Origin of the sequence: Streptomyces sp. NPDC127117 (genome assembly GCF_042677325.1) — a bacterium.
Classification (GTDB): domain Bacteria; phylum Actinomycetota; class Actinomycetes; order Streptomycetales; family Streptomycetaceae; genus Streptomyces.
This window is the reverse complement of the sequence record NZ_JBHXTM010000002.1, coordinates 276,965-294,933: the sequence shown is the minus strand read 5'-3', so window position 1 is coordinate 294,933 and position 17,969 is coordinate 276,965. Positions and strand designations below refer to the sequence as shown.

General features: G+C 71.3%; 14 protein-coding genes. 7 read left to right on the top strand and 7 right to left on the bottom strand.

Going from position 1 to position 17,969, the window contains the following annotated elements:
- The first annotated feature begins 6 nt into the window (after positions 1 to 6).
- A complete protein-coding gene (locus tag ACFVH0_RS03300; protein ID WP_385817748.1) occupies positions 7 to 570 on the top strand; it encodes a GNAT family N-acetyltransferase in 564 nt (187 codons plus the stop codon).
- Here ACFVH0_RS03300 and ACFVH0_RS03295 read toward each other — a convergent pair.
- From ACFVH0_RS03295 to ACFVH0_RS03285, 3 genes are read right to left on the bottom strand one after another with little or no spacing between them, the layout of a single operon-like run.
- Positions 567 to 1,469, bottom strand: a complete 903-nt coding sequence (locus ACFVH0_RS03295) for a MerR family transcriptional regulator (protein ID WP_385817747.1) — start codon at positions 1,467 to 1,469, stop codon at positions 567 to 569. The genes ACFVH0_RS03300 and ACFVH0_RS03295 overlap by 4 nt on opposite strands.
- Positions 1,470 to 1,481: 12 nt before the next feature.
- Positions 1,482 to 2,276 (bottom strand): ABC transporter permease, encoded by a 795-nt coding sequence (locus tag ACFVH0_RS03290; protein WP_385817746.1) that lies wholly within the window; start codon positions 2,274 to 2,276, stop codon positions 1,482 to 1,484.
- On the bottom strand, positions 2,273 to 3,229 hold the full coding sequence (locus tag ACFVH0_RS03285; protein ID WP_385817745.1) for an ATP-binding cassette domain-containing protein: 957 nt from the start codon (positions 3,227 to 3,229) through the stop codon (positions 2,273 to 2,275). The genes ACFVH0_RS03290 and ACFVH0_RS03285 overlap by 4 nt, the downstream gene beginning before the upstream one ends.
- A 355-nt stretch (positions 3,230 to 3,584) precedes the next feature.
- Between ACFVH0_RS03285 and asnB the strand changes: the two genes are divergently transcribed.
- Complete coding sequence (gene asnB / locus ACFVH0_RS03280) at positions 3,585 to 5,432, top strand: asparagine synthase (glutamine-hydrolyzing) (RefSeq protein WP_385817744.1); 1,848 nt, start codon at positions 3,585 to 3,587, stop codon at positions 5,430 to 5,432.
- A 45-nt stretch (positions 5,433 to 5,477) separates the two neighbouring features.
- On the opposite strand, the gene ACFVH0_RS03275 is transcribed toward asnB, so the two are convergent.
- The 4 genes from ACFVH0_RS03275 to ACFVH0_RS03260 form a co-directional block, all read right to left on the bottom strand.
- Positions 5,478 to 7,625, bottom strand: a complete 2,148-nt coding sequence (locus ACFVH0_RS03275) for an ATP-binding protein (protein ID WP_385817743.1) — start codon at positions 7,623 to 7,625, stop codon at positions 5,478 to 5,480.
- Positions 7,622 to 8,326: a DUF4255 domain-containing protein gene (locus ACFVH0_RS03270; protein WP_385817742.1), complete on the bottom strand. Its 705-nt coding sequence runs from the start codon at positions 8,324 to 8,326 to the stop codon at positions 7,622 to 7,624. Before ACFVH0_RS03270 ends, ACFVH0_RS03275 begins: the two co-directional genes overlap by 4 nt.
- A complete protein-coding gene (locus tag ACFVH0_RS03265) occupies positions 8,323 to 11,469 on the bottom strand; it encodes a hypothetical protein (protein WP_385817741.1) in 3,147 nt (1,048 codons plus the stop codon). Before ACFVH0_RS03265 ends, ACFVH0_RS03270 begins: the two co-directional genes overlap by 4 nt.
- A gap of 210 nt (positions 11,470 to 11,679) precedes the next feature.
- Positions 11,680 to 12,411 carry a response regulator transcription factor gene (locus ACFVH0_RS03260; protein ID WP_385817740.1) on the bottom strand — a complete coding sequence of 244 codons (732 nt, stop codon included), beginning with the start codon at positions 12,409 to 12,411 and terminating at the stop codon, positions 11,680 to 11,682.
- A 204-nt stretch (positions 12,412 to 12,615) separates the two neighbouring features.
- On the opposite strand from ACFVH0_RS03260, the gene ACFVH0_RS03255 reads away from it, so the two are divergent.
- The 5 genes from ACFVH0_RS03255 (at position 12,616) to ACFVH0_RS03235 (ending at position 17,081) form a co-directional block, all read left to right on the top strand.
- The gene (locus ACFVH0_RS03255) at positions 12,616 to 13,929 is read left to right on the top strand and encodes a hydrolytic protein (protein WP_385817739.1); all 1,314 of its coding nucleotides are present in this window, start codon (positions 12,616 to 12,618) and stop codon (positions 13,927 to 13,929) included.
- Between the two features lie 487 nt (positions 13,930 to 14,416).
- Entirely contained in the window at positions 14,417 to 15,943 is a 1,527-nt protein-coding gene (locus ACFVH0_RS03250) for a phage tail sheath family protein (protein WP_385817738.1), read from the top strand.
- 39 nt (positions 15,944 to 15,982) lie between these two features.
- Positions 15,983 to 16,423 (top strand): phage tail protein, encoded by a 441-nt coding sequence (locus ACFVH0_RS03245; RefSeq protein WP_072486912.1) that lies wholly within the window; start codon positions 15,983 to 15,985, stop codon positions 16,421 to 16,423.
- The gene (locus ACFVH0_RS03240; RefSeq protein ID WP_385817737.1) at positions 16,420 to 16,926 is read left to right on the top strand and encodes a hypothetical protein; all 507 of its coding nucleotides are present in this window, start codon (positions 16,420 to 16,422) and stop codon (positions 16,924 to 16,926) included. Before ACFVH0_RS03245 ends, ACFVH0_RS03240 begins: the two co-directional genes overlap by 4 nt.
- The gene (locus tag ACFVH0_RS03235; protein WP_164495324.1) at positions 16,923 to 17,081 is read left to right on the top strand and encodes a DUF6760 family protein; all 159 of its coding nucleotides are present in this window, start codon (positions 16,923 to 16,925) and stop codon (positions 17,079 to 17,081) included. Before ACFVH0_RS03240 ends, ACFVH0_RS03235 begins: the two co-directional genes overlap by 4 nt.
- Positions 17,082 to 17,969: the final 888 nt, after the last annotated feature.

Here is a 17,969-nt window from a genome sequence, read left to right as displayed (position 1 = left end):
CGCCGGATGTCCGAGAACCACAATCTGGCCGAGGGACGCCGGGTGGCGATCCGCGCCTACACCCCGGCCGATGCCGAGGAGTTCACCACCCGGGCCCGGGAGAGCCGGGAGCTGCACAGTTCCTGGCTCTTCCCGCCCACCGACACCCGCGCGTACGCCGCCTACGCGGGACAGCTGATCGACAACCCCACGAAGGCGGGCTTCCTGGTCTGCGAGCGCGGCGACGGCGGCGGGCCCGCAGGCGGGATCGCGGGGTTCATCAACATCAACAACATCGTCATCGGCGCGTTCCGCTGCGGCGCCCTCGGCTACGGCGCCTTCGCCCACGCGGCGGGCCGCGGTCTGATGGCCGAGGGCCTGGAACTGGTCCTGCGGCACGCCTTCGGCCCGCTCGGCCTCCACCGCCTAGAAGCCAACATCCAGCCCGGCAACGAGGGTTCGCTCGCCCTCGTCCGCCGGGCCGGCTTCCGTCTCGAAGGGCGCTCGCCGGACTTCCTCTTCATCGACGGAGCCTGGCGCGACCACGAGCGGTGGGCCATCACGGCCGAGATGGTGGGCGGGAAGCTCTAGGCCCTGTCAACATGGGCCGGCGGACACGCCCCAGGGGCGGCAGTCCCCCGGGGAGGGCGGAGCCCGTTCGACACCCCGTCGTTCCGCCGGTCACGGGAACGCCGCGCCGCGGTGCCGTTCACAGCCCGTGCCGGATCCACGCGCTCAAGCTTGGTCCAGCCGGTCCAGCCCCGCTCCTTCAGCAGCTCGATCAGCCGACGGGCCGGCGGCGCGGTGTCGAATGCCAGCGCATCCATCAGCTTGGCGAACAACGGCTCGATGTCGGCGTCGTCGACGTAGTCCTCGCCCTGCTCGTCGGCCATCCGCGTGATGTAGTCGGCCAGCTTGTCGGCCAGCTCGACCAACCGCGGGTCATCGTCGGTCCGGTCGAGCGCCCGTCCCAGGGTGAGATAGAAATCGATGAGCTGCGGCTCGGCGATCTGCCGCCGTTTGCGGGCCACCCACTCCGGGATTCGCCCGGGCGAGCGCGCGGCCAGCGGGATCCAGCCGTCGCGTTCGACCTCGACGATCCGCTCGTCCACCCCGAGCGCCCGCAGCCGGTCCAGGAACTCGACCACCTCCGGCGGCAGCGCCAGGCTGTCGCCGGAGGTGAGGCGGGCGATCCGCTCACGGTGCCGCTGCCGCTCCCGGATCTCCGCCCGCAGCCGCTCGTCGATGTCCGCGACCGCCGCGGCGAACTCCGCCTCGTCGGCCTGCAGTAACTCCCGCACGCGCGCCAGCGGAACCCCCGCCCCGGCGAGGGTCCGGATCCTGATCAGTTCGACCACGGCACCGGCGCCGTACTGCCGATAGCCGGAGTGGTCCCGCTCCGGCTCCGGCAACAGGCCCTTGGCGTGATAGTGCCGCACCGCGCGCACCGTCACTCCGGCGTACGACGCCAGCTCGCCGATGGTCAGCATGGGACCAGTCTCCTAGTTCGCGGCACGGGTCCGGTAGAGGCGTCGGGACCAGAGGTAGCCGATCAGCCCGATGACCACACACCAGCCGACGGCCCACAGTGTGTCCGAACCATCCGGCGATCCGCCCAGCAGCCCCCCGGCGGCGTCCATGACCGGCGTGAACGGCTGGTGCCGGGCGAACCACCGCAGCCCGGTCGGCATCGACTCGGCCGGCACGAACCCGCTGCCCACGAACGGCAGCAGTATGAAGATCATCGGCCAGTTGCTCGCGGTCTCCGGGTTCGGGGCGGCCAGCCCCAGTGCCACGGTGAACCAGGTCATCGCCAACGACAGCAGTGCGAGCAGACCGGCCAGGCCCGACCACTGCGCCGCCGAGGCCGCCGTCTCCAGACCGAGCAGGAACGCCACGCCGAAGACCGTCGCGAGTGCCAGTGCGGTCTGGATCATCGCGCCGAGCACATGGCCGGTGAGTACCGAGACCTTGGCGATGGCCATGGTCCGGAACCGGTCGATGATCCCGTCGGTCATGTCGGTGGCGACCGAGACCGCGGTGCCGATGGACACGCTTGCCACCGTCATCGTCAGGATTCCGGGGGTGATGAAAGCCAGATAGTCGCCACGGCCTCCCTCCGGTGCTCCCGGCAGACCGGCGCCCATGGTGCCGCCGAAGACGTAGACGAACAGCAGCAGGAACAGCAGTGGCAGGCCGATCAGCATCAGTGTCTGCGACGGATAGCGCGCCATGTGCTTCAAGTTGCGACGCAGCATGGTCATCGAGTCGCGGAGGACATACGTCGCGGTGCTCATACCGGCACCTCCTCGGGAGACTCGTCCGTGGTGGGGTGGCCGGTGAGAGCCAGGAACACGTCATCCAGGTCCGGGGTGCGCACGGCGAGTCCGGTGACCGCGCCGTCGTCGATCCCGTCCAGCAGCCGTCGCAGCGCGGTGAGGCTGCCGTCGTGCGGCAGGGTCACGGTCAGGGCCGCGGCGTCGGGGCTCGCTCCGGGCAGCCGGCGCGCCAGCTCGGCCACCCGCCCGCCGTCGGCGACCTGGAGCTCGATGCGACCGCCGGGAACCAGCCGCTTCAGCTCGGCCGCGGTGCCCTCGGCCACCAGCCGGCCACCGTCGAGCACACCGATCCGGTCGGCGAGCCGATCGGCCTCCTCCAGGTACTGGGTGGTGAGGAAGACGGTGACACCGTCGGCCACCAGCTCCCGCACGATCTCCCACAGGTCACGGCGGCTGCGCGGGTCGAGGCCGGTGGTCGGCTCGTCGAGGAAGATCAGCCGCGGCCCGGCCACCAGCGTCATCGCCAGGTCCAGCCGTCGCTTCATGCCGCCGGAGTACGTCGCCGCCCGCCGGCCGGCGGCATCGGCCAGGTCGAACCGCTCCAGCAGCCGCTCGGCCACGGTCTTCGCGCGGTGGCGGGCGAGGTGGCCGAGGTCGGCCATCAGCCGTAGGTTCTCCCGTCCGGTCAGCAAACCGTCCACGGCGGAGAACTGTCCGGTCACTCCGATCGACGCGCGCACCCGGTCGGCCTCGCGGTGTACGTCGTACCCGGCGATCCGAACCTCACCGGCGTCCGCGGGAAGCAGGGTGGAGAGGATGCGTACCGTGGTGGTCTTGCCGGCCCCGTTGGGCCCCAGCAGGGCGTAGACGGTGCCTTCGGGGACGGTCAGGTCGAGTCCGGTGACCACCTCCTGGTCGCCGTACGACTTGCACAGCCCCATGACCTCGATCGCACTGGTTCTCGTCGTCATGCCGACCATGCTGGGAGGTTGCCCCTGCGTCAGGGTCAACCGGCGCTCCGCGCCGGCTGCCGTATCGGGGCATCTGCCGACCGGCCCGGTCCACCCCACCGGCCCACCGGGTTGGGCAAGTCTTTGCCGATGGCCGAATTCGGTATCCCCGCAGGGCCCACAAGCCGCTCCCCGCACGGGTTCCGGAGCCCGGCGCTCCGTTCAGGAACCGGAAAACCGCGGCCGAAAGTGAGGGGGGAGCGCCGCCGTGCAGGTAACGACCGTGTTGACCGTACGCAATCCCAGGCAGACGCTCGTCATATAGCTGCTAGATACAACTGGTTCTGCCGGGCGGGACCGGATCGGGAGGACGCATATGTGTGGCATCACCGGCTGGGTCTCCTTCGACCATGATCTACGGACGGCGGAGGCGGCCGCGACGCTGGACGCGATGACGGAGACCATGGCCTGCCGGGGCCCCGACGACCGGGGGACCTGGACCGAACGGAACGCCTCGCTCGGGCACCGGCGGCTCGCGATCATCGACCTGCCCGGCGGGCGCCAGCCCATGACCGTCGACACCCCCGAGGGGCCGGTCGCCCTCGTCTACTCGGGTGAGGCATACAACTTCACCGAGCTGCGCGGTGAACTGACCGCCCGCGGGCACCGGTTCACCACCGACTCGGACACCGAGGTCGTGCTGCGCGGCTACCTGGAGTGGGGCGAGGCCCTCGCCGAGCGGCTCAACGGCATGTACGCCTTCGCGCTCTGGGACGGCCGTCACGGCCGGCTCGTCATGATCCGTGACCGGATGGGCGTCAAGCCCTTCTACTACTGGCCGACGCCCGACGGTGTGCTCTTCGGCTCGGAGCCCAAGGCCATCCTCGCCAACCCGCTGGCCCGGCCCCGGGTGACCCTCGACGGGCTGCGGGAACTCTTCACCATGGTCAAGACCCCGGGCCACGCCGTATGGGACGGCATGCACGAGGTGGAGCCCGGCACGGTCGTCACCGTGGACCGCGGCGGCCTGCGCCGGCGCGTCTACTGGCGGCTGGAGACCCGGCCGCACACCGACGACCGGGACACCACGATCGCCACCGTACGGTCACTGCTCGACGATATCGTCCGCCGCCAGCTGGTCGCCGACGTACCCCGCTGCATCCTGCTCTCCGGCGGACTCGACTCCTCGGCCGTCACGGCGCTCTCCGCCCGGCAGCTCGCCGAGAGCGGCGAGAAGGTCCGCACCTTCGCCGTCGACTTCGTGGGACGCACCGAGCACTTCATCGCCGATGAGCTGCGCACCACCCCCGACACCCCGTTCGTGCACGACGTGGCCCAGCGGTCGGGCACCCTGCACCGGGACATCGTGCTCGACCCCGACACCCTCGCCGACCCGGAGGTACGGGCCCGGATGATCCGTGCCCGGGACCTCCCCATGGGCCTCGGGGACATGGACGCCTCGCTCTATCTGCTCTTCCGGGCGATCCGCGAGCACTCGACCGTCGCACTGTCCGGCGAGTCCGCCGACGAGGTCTTCGGCGGCTACCTCCAGTTCTTCGACGAGCGGGCCCGCACCGCCGACACCTTCCCCTGGCTGGTCCGGATGCCCGAGGACTTCGGCGAGGACTCGGACGTGCTCCGGGAGGACCTCGGCCGGGCCCTCGACCTGGAGGGTTACATTCGCGACAGTTACGAGACCGCCGTCGCCGGCATCGAACGGCTCCCCGGCGAGAGCGACTTCGAGTACCGCATGCGCAGGATCTGCCACCTCCACCTGACCCGGTTCGTACGCGTCCTGCTCGACCGCAAGGACCGGGCGAGCATGGCGGTCGGTCTGGAGGTCCGGGTGCCGTTCTGCGACCACCGGCTCGTCGAGTACGTCTACAACGCGCCCTGGGCGTTCAAGTCCTTCGACGGCAGGGAGAAGAGCCTGCTGCGCGAGGCCACCGCCGATGTGCTGCCGAGGTCCGTGTACGACCGGACCAAGAGCCCCTACCCGTCGACCCAGGACCCCAAGTACGCCATGGCCCTGCAGGGGTACGCCCGTGAACTGCTCGCCCGTCCGGACCACCGGGTGTTCGAGCTCGTCGACCGCGACCGGCTCCGCCGGGCGGCCGACCACCACGGGCCCCAGGTCACCTCGGCGTCCCGCCGCGGCCTGGAACGTACCCTGGACCTCGCCGCATGGCTGGAGCTGTACGACCCCGAGCTGATCCTCGGCTGAGCGGCCCGCCCCGGACGCGGCGGGCGCCCGGGGACCGGGGACCGGTTATTTGCCGCCGGCTCCCCGCCCGCCGTCCAGCCACGTACCGAACTCGCTCTCCCGGACCAGCCGGCCGAGCTTGCGGTACTCCTGGATCACGGCCGAGACGATCTGCTCCATACCGAGCGGACTTCCCGATTCCGCTGCCAGATAGGCGGCGGTCACCGCACAGGCGCGGATCGAGCCGCCCGCCAGCTCGAAACGGCCCGCGCAGAATTCCAGGTCGAGCCCGGCCTCGCGGGGGATCGCCGTCCCGAGGCAGCGGTCCCACAGGGCCAGCCGCTGCCGGGCGTCCGGCATGGGGAACTCCGCGATCACATCGAGGCGCCGGGTGAACGCCTCGTCGAGATTGCCGCGCAGATTGGTGGTGAGCACCGCGATCCCGTCGAAGGACTCCATCCGCTGGAGCAGATAGGCCGACTCCACATTGGCGTGCCGGTCGTGCGCGTCCTTGACCTGCGAACGCTTCCCGAAGATGGCGTCCGCCTCGTCGAACAGCAGGATGCCGTTGACATCGGACGCCTCGACGAAGATCCGTTCCAGGTTCTTCTCGGTCTCACCGACGTACTTGTCCACCACCGTCGACAGATCCACGACATAGAGCTCCATGCCGAGCTCCGACGCCACCACCTCGGCGGACATGGTCTTGCCGGTGCCGGACTCGCCCGCGAACAGCGCGATGATGCCGCGCCCCCGGCCGCCGCCCGGCCGCATCCGCCACTGACCGAGCACCTGCTCGCGGTGGCGGGCGCGCAGGGCGAGTTCGGACAGCTCGCGGTGGGTCGCGGCGGGCAGCACGAGGTCGTCCCAGCCGACCGCGGGCTCGATGCGACGGGCGAGGCGTTCGAGCCCGGCGCCGTTCTGTGCCCGGACCGCCGTGCGCAGGTCCCTTACGTCCACCGGACGGTCCTCCAGGACGGCCAGCCGGGAGGCGACCGCGGCGGCCTTGCGTACCTGGTCGGAGTCGAGCCGGTACGAGGCGGTGGCCTCGATGACTTCCTCGTCGGCCGACCTGTTCGCGGCGGGCAGACCGACGGACGCGCCGGCGTCCGCGAGCGCCTGCCGCCACTGCCGCGCCAGGCCCGTCGGGCCGGGGGAGAGGACGTGCACCGGCACCGGACTCTCCCCGGCCCACAGGGGATCCCAGTTCTTCTTCCCGTACGCGACCAGCGGGGCGCCACTGACCGCCGCACAGAGGCCCCCGAGCAGCCGGGCCCGCTCGGGGCGTTCGGGGGCGAGCGCTTCGAGCGGACCGAGGACGACCCCGCCGTTGCTCAGCCGGACCTCGGCCGCCAACGTCCTCACGGCATCGGCCGGTTCGGGAAGGGCGGCCAGCTCCGCGATGTCCACCACCAGCGGCCGGCGCCCCGCGGCGAGCAGCGCCTCGACCGCCAGCCTGCCGGGGTCACCGCCCCGGTCGAGCAGATGCACCAGACCGCTGCCCGTGCCCAGCGCCGCCGCGACCCGCAGCACCTCCGGCCCGGCCTCCGGGCCCGCCTCCGGCCGCCCCTCGGACACGGCCGCGCGGACCAGGCCGCGCAGCCTCCCGTCGATCTCGTCGTCGCCGAGCAGATACGCGCTGATCCGGTCCGGCACCCGCAACACCCGGGACAGCAGCGGGCGTTCGGCATCGCGGACCTCCAGCAGCCCGCCCGCGACCAGCGGGGCGGACGGCGAGAACCGGAAGCGGCCGGAGCTCGCTGCGGGCAGCCCGCAGAGTTCCAGCGCCAGCCCGATGGTGGGCCTGCGCCGGGTGAGGTCGTCGTTGAGGTAGCCGTACAGCTGCTCGAACCGGCTGTCGATGTCCGGGGCCAGCGCGACCAGCAGGAGATCGACATCCAGCGGCACCAGGCCGAAGCTCTCGGCCAGCCGGCGGATGCGGCTCCCCGGCGGGGACTGCGGCGAGGGCCCGGAGGCGTACGCCGGTACGGGCGCGAACGCGTCGCGGGCCTCCACGATCCGCCCGGCCGCCTCGGGCGTGAGGTACTGCCCCCGGTACGGATCGTCCGGCTGCGGGTCGTTGGCCCGCCTGACGGCCACGGCGTTCCTGACCCGCTGCTCGACGTGGACCAGCCGTTCCCACAGGTCCTCGATGACCGCGGTCGGGGCGTCGGCCGTGCCGGGGACGGCACGGGCGCCCTGTGTCGTGGTCACCGGGCCGCGCCCCCACGCCTGCGCCGGCCGGGCGGCAACTGCCGTTGCCGCTGCGCCGCGAAGCCCTGCCCGCCGGGGTCGGACGCCCCGTCGTAGCGCAGCCGGCGCCCCGGCTCCGTACTGTCGCCGTCCGGGCCGGGCGCGCTCCTGACCACCAGCCCCTCGGTGACCGGCGGTCCCGCGGCGGTCCGCTCACCGGCCAGCGGCGCCCATACCCGCAGGTCGATCGCGGCCTTGAGCTCACCGCCGAGCGCCGACCAGACGTCCGAGGCGGACGGCCCGTCGGTACCCGGACCCGCCGCCTCGATCTCCACGGTCAGCCCCAGCTCGGCGAGACTGCCGGTGTGCATATGGGCGGGCAGCACGTCCGACCGTACGAGACAGCGCAACGCCTCGGAGAGCAGCCGGTGTTCGTCCTGCGGGCGATTGGTCCACGCGGTCACCAGATACGTCAGCTCGTACCAGCGCGGCGGGGTGCGCCAGCCGATCACCACTCCCTCGTCGTCGTGCTCCTCGGCCGCCCCGGTGCGGCGGCGGCCCGCGTCCTCACGGATGCGGTGCAGGAACACACTGATCGTGGGGGCGTTGCGCCGGGCGGACCAGTCCTTCGTCGGCGCGTCGAAGACCAGGTCCACCCCGCTCTCCTGGAGTCCGCCGTCGACCAGCAACAGCCGCAGCCCCTCGTCGACTTCGTGGATCATCGGCGCCCCACCTCGTCCGGCGGGACGATGGTTCCGGCCACCACCAGGAAGGGCGTGGTGACGGGGCCGAATCCCGGACCCGAGGCGGTGATCGTGCGCGGCCCCGTCTGGTCCTTCGCCAGGATCAGCAACTGCGCGATGAACGTTCCGTTCCGGCGCGGGAAGGCGGGCGGCGCGGTCGCCGTGATCCCCGGCTTCCAGGTGAGCTTCACGGGCGCACCGGGCGGGAAGTCCTTGCCGCGCACGGAGGTGACGAACCCCGGTTTGCCGACGGCGGGCACCGCGATGATCCGCGGCTGGAGGATGCGCAGCGGCTTCCTGGCGACGTTGTCGCGGGTGTCGGCGTCGGTGCCGGTCGTGGTCAGCGTTCCGGTGATGGTCGTCCGCAGCGCCTGATCCGGCTTGAGCACCACCCGGACGACCGTGGACGCGCCCGGTGTCAGATCGGGCAGTGTGCACACACCGTCCGTGCACCCAGGGGGAAGCGGACCCGCCGGGATCCGCGCGGGCAGCCCGAGCTTCAGCCGCAGGCCGGTGGCGAGCGCGTTGCGGCCGTTGCGCACGGTGTACGTCACGACCACCCGGCCGCCGACATAGCCGGGGCTGGGCTGCGCCCGCACCGTGACGCCGGGCCCCGCCTCGGGCGCGGGCGGTTCCGGGGCCGGCGGCCGGGGCGGTGTGGGCGTCGGTGTCGGTGTGGGCGTCGGGGTCACGTCCTGGACCGGGACGACCGTCCCGGTGGCGTTGTCCGTGGGGTTCGGGTCGACCACGGCTCCGGTGACCGACCAGCCGATCCGCTGGTCCCCGCTCGTCACACCGGTCAGCCGGGCGGTGACCTCCACACTGTCCCCGGGCCGGAGCACCCCCAGATCGCACTGCGGCGACCCGGCGGCACAGGTACCGGCCGGGGTGGTGAGCTCCTCCAGGCGCACACCGGGCGGGGCGTCGACGGTCAGTACGGTGCCGGGCGCTGCGGCGGGCCCCCGGTTGGTGACGGTGACCGGCACCGTGACCGAGGAACCGACCTCCACGGAGGGGCCGGTGGGCGGCGCGGTCAGGGTCAGGTCGACCGACTGCTGGAAGCTGGGCTCCTTCTGCCGCCCGCCGAGCCGCTCGCCGAACGGCGTCAGGCTGCCGGAGGCGAGATCGAGCATGGACAGCTGCTCCGGGGAGTTCGGCGCGAGCGCCCTGCGCGAGCTGAACACCAGCCGTGTCGCGTCCGGCGACCAGGCCACGTCGCGGGGCTGGAAGGGCCCGGTCAGCGAGGTGTCGGGGATTTCCTGACGGCACGCGTCGGGGTTGTCCCGCCGGCTGGACGGCAGCACGACCCGGCAGTCGCCACCGTCCAGCGAGGTGACGACGATCCCGGTGCGCTCGTTGACCTGGCCGCCGCCGTCCTTGCGGTTGAAGGCGATCGTGCTGCCGTCGGGGGAGAAGGCCGGGCTGTCGTCGATCTTCTTGCACTCACCGGGGCAGACGGTGGCGCTGAGGTCGCGCTGCTGGTCGAGCGCCGCCACCGGGACCGTCCAGACGTGCTTGATGCCGCCGAGGCCCCGGATCACGTGGTTGCGGGTGAAGGCGAGTGTGGTGCCGTCCGACGACCAGGTCGGCTGTGCGTCCCCGCCGGTCAACTGCCCTTCCGGGGGCACGATCCTGCCCAGGATCGCTCCCGTGGCGACATCCGCGATGAGAATGCTGCTCGGCCCCGCGGCCTCGCCGACCCCACCGGGCGAGGTCCTGGTGAACGCCAGCTTGGTGCCGTCCGGCGAGAACGTGGGGTCGGTGTCCCAGTCGCGCGGACCGCGTCCGGCGAGCGGCATCGCCGCCTCGTCGGTACCGTCCGCGTCGGCCAGCCAGATCTGTTCGACGCGCTCCTTCTCCTTGCCCTCGAAGCGGGTCACGACGATGCGCCGGCCGTCCGGTGTGTAGTTCTGCCGCTCGGTCCACGGGTCGTAGACGTCCCTCGGGTTGAACAGCGGATCCTTGGCGGGATCGGTGTTCGAGTCGGCCTCCGGGTCCTCCTTCAGGATGGTGAGTCCGAGGTCCCGGGGGTCCGAACCGTCCTGCCGGACGTCCTGGAGCGTCACCTCGTGCTCCTCGCGGTGGGTCCGTCGTGCCACGACGACGGTCCCGGTGTCCATGGACCCGGTCCAGGTCGGCGATTCGACCTCACGGTCCTCGCCGAGCGTCAGGCCCGGCTCCTTCCCGTCGAAGGCGATCGTCCGGTAGACGTGGTCGTAGTCCTTGCACCCGCAGGTCGTGTCGGGACTCAGGAAGAGCAGGTCGTCGCCGTTCGGCAGCCAGGCGGCCGAGCGGGTGCGCCAGCCGGCCTGGACACCGGCCAGCAGCGGACGGTCGGTTCCGATTCCCTCGGTCACCCGGAGCCGGGGTCCGGTCTCCGCGTCCGTCGTGAGGGTGTACGCGACCCGGGCGCGGTGGGTGTCGTCGTCCACCGGGTTCCACGCCGGTTCGGTCGCGTCGCCGGCCGGGCCGTCACTGATCACCCTCGCGGCGCCGCCGGCCACGGCCATCTCGAATATCAGCCCGTTCCGCCCGGGACCGGAGTCGCAGGAGTACGCGATCCGCGAGCCGTCCGGGGAGAACGTCGGGGAGGTCTCGTTGTTGGGAGTGTCCGTCAGCCGCCGCAGGCCGGAGCCGTCGATCCCGACGATCCACAGCTCACGCTGGACCACATCGCCCGGCCCCCGCTCCGCGGAGTCGAACACCACGGTCCGTCCGTCCGGGGAGAGTTCGGGGTGGGCGGCGTCCCGGCCGGTGGTGAGCTTGCGCACCGCGCCGCCCGCGTCGCGTACGTACACCTGCGGTTGCAGGCTGTCGCGGAGACTGGTGAAGACCACCACCTCACCGCGTGCGGAGGGATCCTGGTCGTGGTGGGCCGGTCCGGTGCCGAACAGCGGTGCGCTGGTGGCCTGGTCGGAGACCCGGCCGAGGCTGCGGTGTCCGGTACCGGCGTAGGCGATGCGTCCGGCATCCGCGGGGCTCTCGTCCGCCGCCGCGGCGAGTCTCGGCGCACCCTGCGGGGCGGACGCGGAACCCGCCACCAGCAGCGGTGCCAACAGCACCACAGCGCCTGTCAGTCGGCCCAGCCGGGTTTTCCTCGCCGGGCCAGCGGTGCCGGTCACGGCCCACCTCACAGTTCTGTCGATGACTCTCCACGACAAGCATCCCGCTCGCACGGGGGCAAATACAGGTCCCAAGTACCCGGCCCGGGGGAAGGGGCGGTTGCCCTTTGCGGCGCCCTTCTGCCCCACCCGGCCGCTCCTTCGTGAACACCGGCGCGCCCCCGTGCGGTGACGTCGTCACGCCGTCCGCACGGGAGCCCGCGGCGGGACTCAGATGAGTCCGTGTCGCATGGCGTAGCCGACGGCATGGGCCCGGTTGCGCAGTTCGAGCCGGGTCGCCACCTCGTGCAGCACGTTCTTGACGGTGCGTTCGGAGTACGACGTCTTCTGCGCGATCTCCGCGGTGCCGTAGCCCTCAGACACCAGCCTGATCATCTCCGCCTCCCGCGTCGTGAGCGTGGAGAGCGAGAGCCCCCGGGGGTCGAGGACCGTGCGCTGGAGGCTGCTGACATGGGTGAGGAGCTTTCCGAGCAGGTCGCCCGGCAGCACTCCTTCGCCGTTCGCCATCGCCGTCACCAGGTGGACGAGGCTGTCCTGATCGGCCTCGCCGCGTCTCAGCACGGCGGCGACTCCGCACTCGATCATGGTCTGGAGCGCGCCCGATTCGAAGAACCCGACGACGAGTCCGGTGCGGGTCGAGGTGTTGCGCTGGAGGCGTTGCAGGAGCTGGACGGTGGGTTCGTTCACCATGTCCACCACCACCAGGGAGACCTGGGCCCGGTCCGCCTCGGACTCGGGTATCAGCTCTATCTCCGGCCGTGGGCGTAATTGCTGGACCACACCGGTCTGCAGTATCAGGTCCTCCGCGTACACCGCCACGGTGACTCTGCCCCGGGGAGCCTCGGGGGTACTGCCCCCTGCGGCGTACGCCGAGGCGGCGGACCTGCGGAACTGGCCGCGATCCACTCCTCGGTTGTTCGTCTCTGCTGCTGTCGTCGTCATTCTTCTGCGTGCCTGTCTTCCTCAGGTACTTCCGTCCGATACGCCGGTTTCCGATCTCGACCGCGTCGGTCCTCGGCAGGGTGACCGGGCCCGGGGAGGGCTCGCCGGGACAGCGTGCCCATGGGCCGTCGGGGCACCACCCCTGCCCGTTCGTTGCCCTCGCGTCTCTGCTGCGCGGCGGCAGGGTGGGCCTACCGTCGCATCGTGACCACATCTGCCGAACTCGAAACGCCCACGGTGACGGTGTCGCCCGGCACCGAAGCGACGACGACCCTGACCGTGCGCAACGACGGTGACATCGTCGAGGCGTACACGCTCGAAGTGGTCGGCGACTGCGCAGCCTGGAGCACCGTCGAGCCGGCCCGCGTGTCCCTCTACCCGGGTACCTCCGAAGTGGTGACCGTACGGCTCGCGCCGCCCAGATCCCACGAGGTCCGGGCCGGCGAGATACCCCTGGGTGTCCGCGTACTGCCCGCGGAGCACCCCGAATCGGTGGCGGTCCCCGAGGCCACGGTGATCGTCGGGCCCTTCCATGAGCTCCGGGCGGAGCTGGACCCGGGCCGGCGCTCCGGCTGGCTGGGCGCCCGCTTCCGGGCCGCGGTGCAGAACAGGGGCAACACCCCGGTCGATGTCGCGCTCTCCGGGAAGCAGGCCGGGGAGGAACTCCGCCTGGCCTTCACCCAGGGCCAACGGCGCCTGGAACCGGGCGAGTCCGCCGAAGTGGGCCTGCGGGTGCGGGCCCGGAAGCTGATCTGGTTCGGGCAGCCGGTGACCTGGCCGTTCGAGGTCGAGGCCGCCGAGAGCACCGCGGGGGACACCGACGGCGAGCGGTCCGGCCGGTCCGAGACGCTGCCCGGTGAGTTCGCCCAACGTCCGGTACTGCCAAGGTGGTTGCTGATCGTCCTGGCCGCGCTGCTGGCGCTGCTGCTCGCCTGGTTCGCGCTGGTCCGGCCCGCGGTGCGGAGCACCGCGAAGCAGGCGGCGAACGAGGCCGCGCAGGAGAAGAAGCCCGACGGGCAACAGGGCGCGGCGGACGGCGGCACGGGCGACCCGACCGGCGGCCAGGGGCAGGACAAGGGTGACGGGAAGGGCAAGCCCGGTACGTCCGGGGGCGGTTCGGGCGGCTCCGACTCGGGAACGGGCGGCGGGACCGGCGGCACCCAGCAGAGCTCGGCGACGATCGATGTGCAGACCGGGTCCGGGGCCAAGAAGAAGGGGACGTACCGGGTTCCGGAGGGGAAGGTATTCGGAATCACGGACATCGTGGTGGCGAACTTCCAGGGTGACGAAGGCGTGCTGACGATCTCCTTCGGGGAACGGAAGATCACCACCATCGCCCTGGAGACCTTCCGCAACCAGGACTATCACTGGGTCACCCCCATCCAGATTCAGGAGAACGACACCGTCACCGCCTCCGTGACCTGCAACAAACCTGGCACCCCGGCGACCGGAACTCAGGCCTCCGAATGCCACCAGGTGCTCAATGTCAGCGGTGTGCTGAGCGATCTCGCACCGTAGGAACAATGCGTCCGGCCTCCTGCTTCCTTCACGGGGGATGAGAACAGCAGAAAACCGGACCGATGGAAACCCGGCTTGCCGGTCCGTGGCAGTTTCTTTCTCCTGCTCACATCATGTGGGGTGGGGTGGTCAAGGACCGGTTCCGGTCGTCGGAGCCCCGTGAGAGGGCCGAGGGCAGCGAATTCTGGCTGATTTCCGCCGATGTGGCACCGACGGCAGGGCCCCATATTTCCGCCGAGCCCTCTGACGGTGTTCCGGTGAACACCTTTTGTTAAACCAGAGTTCACCTTTCCGTCACGTGGTTGAGGCGGGAAAAGTGACGGCGGCCGAAGCCGGGGCCGGCCCGCAAAGGGAAGCACTTCCTGCCCTGCGGGGTACCTGGGAAGGCAGCACCCTTGCCCCGTGCCCAGGACCTTGAGACCTACTGTCCGCCACAGCCGCCGAGGAAGACTCGGCGACGAACGAATGACCACGCGAAGGAGCGAGCATGCCGTCGTACCTCACCCCGGGTGTTTACGTGGAGGAGGTGCAGTCCGGTGCGCGGCCCATCGAGGGAGTCGGCACCGCGGTCGCAGCCTTCGTCGGTTTCGCGGAGTCCGGCCCCTTCCACCAGCCGACACTGGTGACCAACTGGGACCAGTACGTCCAGACCTTCGGCACCTTCACCGCCGACACCTATCTGGCCCCCGCGGTCTACGGCTACTTCGCCAACGGCGGCGGCGCCGCGTACATCGTGCGCATCGGCGGCCCCGCGCAGGACTCGGGGCAGAAGTCCGTGTCCGAGTCGGCCGCGCCCGCCGCCCTCGGCGGATTCCAGGTCTCCGCAAGGCCCGGCACGAGCGCCGACCTCACCGTCGAGATCACCGACGCCGAGGGCGAGAACCCCCCGGAGGACCGGTTCCGGCTGCTGGTGCGGCAGGCCGGCAAGGTGGTGGAGACCTACGACGCCTCCAGCCGCAAGAACGTCAAGGGCTATCTCGTCACCCAGGCCCGCCAGTCCAAGCTCATCCATGTCACCGAGCAGGCCGGCTCGCCCCAGACCCGCCCCGAGAACCAGAGCCTCTCGCTGGCGCCCGCCGCGGCCCCCGGAGCCGGTGTCGCACGGCTCGACCCGTCCGAGTACGTCGGCGACGCCGCCGCCCGTACCGGGTTCGCCGGCCTCGAAGCGATCGACGAGATCACCATGGTGGCCGTCCCGGACCTGATGAGCGCCTACCAGCGCGGAGACATCGACGCCGACGGCGTCAAGGCCGTCCAGTTGGCCGTCATCTCGCACTGCGAGCAGATGGGCGACCGGGTCGCCATTCTGGACACCCCGCCGGGCATGAACGCCCAGCGCGTCCGTGCCTGGCGCAACGACGACGCCGGTTACGACTCGCGCTACGCCACCGTGTACTACCCGTGGGTCAAGGTCTTCGACCCGGCGACCGGCCACAACTCCCTGGTGCCGCCGAGCGGTCACGTCGCCGGCGTCTGGGCGCGCAGCGACGGTGAGCGCGGTGTGCACAAGGCCCCCGCCAACGAGGTCATCCGCGGCGCACTGGACCTGGAGATCCGCCTCAGCAAGGGCGAGCAGGACCTGCTCAACCCGATCGGCGTCAACTGCGTGCGCGCCTTCCCCGGCCGTGGCATCCGGATCTGGGGCGCGCGCACCCTCTCGTCCGACCCGGCCTGGCGCTACCTCAACGTACGCCGCCTCTTCAACTACCTGGAGGAGTCGATCCTCCTGGGCACCCAGTGGGTGGTGTTCGAGCCGAACGACGACCGCCTCTGGTCGAGCATCCGGCGCAACGTCACCGCCTTCCTCACCGAGGAGTGGCGCCGCGGCGCTCTCTTCGGCCGCACGGCCGAGGAGGCGTTCTACGTCAAGTGCGACCGCGACAACAATCCGCAGGAGTCGATCGACCTCGGCCAGGTCGTGTGTGAGATCGGCGTGGCTCCGGTGAAGCCCGCGGAGTTCGTGATATTCCGCCTCGCGCAGTTCTCCGACAGCACGAGCCTCGTCAACGAGTGACCCGACAGGGTCCGCGAACAGAACAGGTGACACAGAGTCATGGCAGAGGGCGACGCTCTTTCCACCCACGTCTTCGGCGTCCAGCTGGGCGGCTATCTCGTCGAGTCGATCCAAGAGATCAGCGGATTGACCGTCGAGGAGGAAGTCGTCGAGGTCCGTCAAGTGACCGCCGAGGGCAAGCAGATCATCCGCAAGCAGCCCGGCGCACGCCAGGCGGGCGAGGTGACGATCACGCGCGGGCTCGACAAGAGCAGCGAGTTCACCAAATGGATCAAGGAGACGCTCAACAACGGTGCGGTGGACACCGCGCGCCAGAACCTGACCATCGAGATCAAGGACTCGAAGGGTGAGACGGTCCGGCGCATCCAGCTGATGCAGGGCTGGGCCAGCAAGTGGGAGGGCCCCTCGCTGAAGGCCGGCGAGTCCAGTGCCGCGACCGAGTCGGTGACCATCACCTTCGAGGAGATCGTGGTCGAATGAGGCGCAGGACCGTTACGTCGGGTGGGCTCGACGAAGTCCTCGACAGCCTCGCGTCCACCCCGCCCGCCGGGGGCGAGGAGGCTCCCGCACCGGCTGCGGCACGGCCCCGGGAGCGTGACCGGGACCAGCAGGACCTGCGTACGGAGTTCGAGTTCGAGCTCCCGCGCGGATACGTCGACGACGAGGGCCAGGTCCATCGGCACGGCTCGATGCGGCTCGCGACGGCACGGGACGAGCTGCGCCCGCAGATCGACCTGCGGGTGAAGGAGAACCCGGCGTACCTGTCGGTGGTGCTGCTGAGCCAGGTGATCACCCAGCTCGGCACCATCACCGATGTGCACGCCGGGGTCGTCGAGCGGATGTACGCCACGGACGTGGCGTTCCTCCAGGACTTCTACCGCCGGATCAACAGCGAGGGCCACACGCACGCAGCGGTGACCTGTCCGCTGTGCCACGGATCGTTCGAGGTGGACCTCTCGGGTGGGCGCCTGGGGGAATCGTGACGTACGCGCTTCCCCGGTTGCGGGAGGAGATCGCGTACGTCGCCTACCACTTCCATTGGCCACGAGAGGACATTCTCGACCTCACCCACGCCGAGCGTCAGGAGTGGGTACGGGAGATAGCGCGGATCAACACCCGCGTCAACGAAGGCGGGTGATCGTGTGGGTCTCGGGAACTGGTTCCGCCGAGGGGGCGGGCAGCAGCCCCCAACGCCCTCCCGGGACGGGACGGGGACCGACACCGGGACCGACACCGGGGTCGCTCCCGCCGTCACTCCGGAACCGGAGACCGGCCGGAGCGACACCGGGGCCGATCAGCGGGACGACGGCCGGGGCGACTCCGGCTGGGACGGTGGCTGGCGGCAGGTCGCGCCGCCGGCGGTGACCGTCGCCCGGTCCTCGATCGGGGTGAGCGACGGCCTGCGGTTCCGGGCCGGCCTCGCCTCTTGGCAGAACCTCGCGTTCGCGGGCGAACTCGGCCATGCCGTACTGCCGTCCGCACCGGTGGGCCTGATCCACGGCGTCGCCCGTCCGGGCGGCGCACGGTCCACGGCCCCGGGTGGGCCACTGCTGCTGCGTGCCGCCCGGACCGGGGCGGACGGGGAAGCGGAAGCCGCTGCGGGCCCGGCACCCGCCCCGGCGGGCGGGGCCAACGGCAGCGGTGGTGGCGGGGCGCGCGGGAGGTCGTCGGCCCCCGCGACCGTCCAGAGGTCGAGCGGTACGAAGTCTCCGCATTCCTCCGGGAACGGAGCGCCCGGACGGCAGCAACGTGCGGACGATGCCACTGCCGTGGAGGCCATGGGAGGGGAGGCCACGGCGAGGAGCACGGCGCGGGCGAGCGGCCCGGGCGCGGCCCGGGGTCCGGTCACCGCATCGGCGTCGCAGCAGGCCGGGGCCGGCGCACCGGCGCCGGATTCGCCCCAGCGGGCCCGGCCCGCCGCCGTACGCCCTCGGCGGACCGCCCCGCCGCTGATCATTGCCCGGCGTCCGGCGATGACGCTGCGCCGGATAGCCGGGGTACTGCCGCCCACGGCTTCCGCACCGGC

What these genes read in the sequence shown, in the direction of transcription:
- ACFVH0_RS03300 (WP_385817748.1), top strand. Translation starts at nt 7, where the DNA reads ATGTCCGAGAACCACAATCTGGCCGAGGGACGCCGGGTGGCGATCCGC.
- ACFVH0_RS03295 (WP_385817747.1), bottom strand. Translation starts at nt 1,469, where the DNA reads ATGCTGACCATCGGCGAGCTGGCGTCGTACGCCGGAGTGACGGTGCGC.
- ACFVH0_RS03290 (WP_385817746.1), bottom strand. Translation starts at nt 2,276, where the DNA reads ATGAGCACCGCGACGTATGTCCTCCGCGACTCGATGACCATGCTGCGT.
- ACFVH0_RS03285 (WP_385817745.1), bottom strand. Translation starts at nt 3,229, where the DNA reads ATGACGACGAGAACCAGTGCGATCGAGGTCATGGGGCTGTGCAAGTCG.
- asnB (WP_385817744.1), top strand. Translation starts at nt 3,585, where the DNA reads ATGTGTGGCATCACCGGCTGGGTCTCCTTCGACCATGATCTACGGACG.
- ACFVH0_RS03270 (WP_385817742.1), bottom strand. Translation starts at nt 8,326, where the DNA reads ATGATCCACGAAGTCGACGAGGGGCTGCGGCTGTTGCTGGTCGACGGC.
- ACFVH0_RS03260 (WP_385817740.1), bottom strand. Translation starts at nt 12,411, where the DNA reads ATGACGACGACAGCAGCAGAGACGAACAACCGAGGAGTGGATCGCGGC.
- ACFVH0_RS03250 (WP_385817738.1), top strand. Translation starts at nt 14,417, where the DNA reads ATGCCGTCGTACCTCACCCCGGGTGTTTACGTGGAGGAGGTGCAGTCC.
- ACFVH0_RS03245 (WP_072486912.1), top strand. Translation starts at nt 15,983, where the DNA reads ATGGCAGAGGGCGACGCTCTTTCCACCCACGTCTTCGGCGTCCAGCTG.
- ACFVH0_RS03240 (WP_385817737.1), top strand. Translation starts at nt 16,420, where the DNA reads ATGAGGCGCAGGACCGTTACGTCGGGTGGGCTCGACGAAGTCCTCGAC.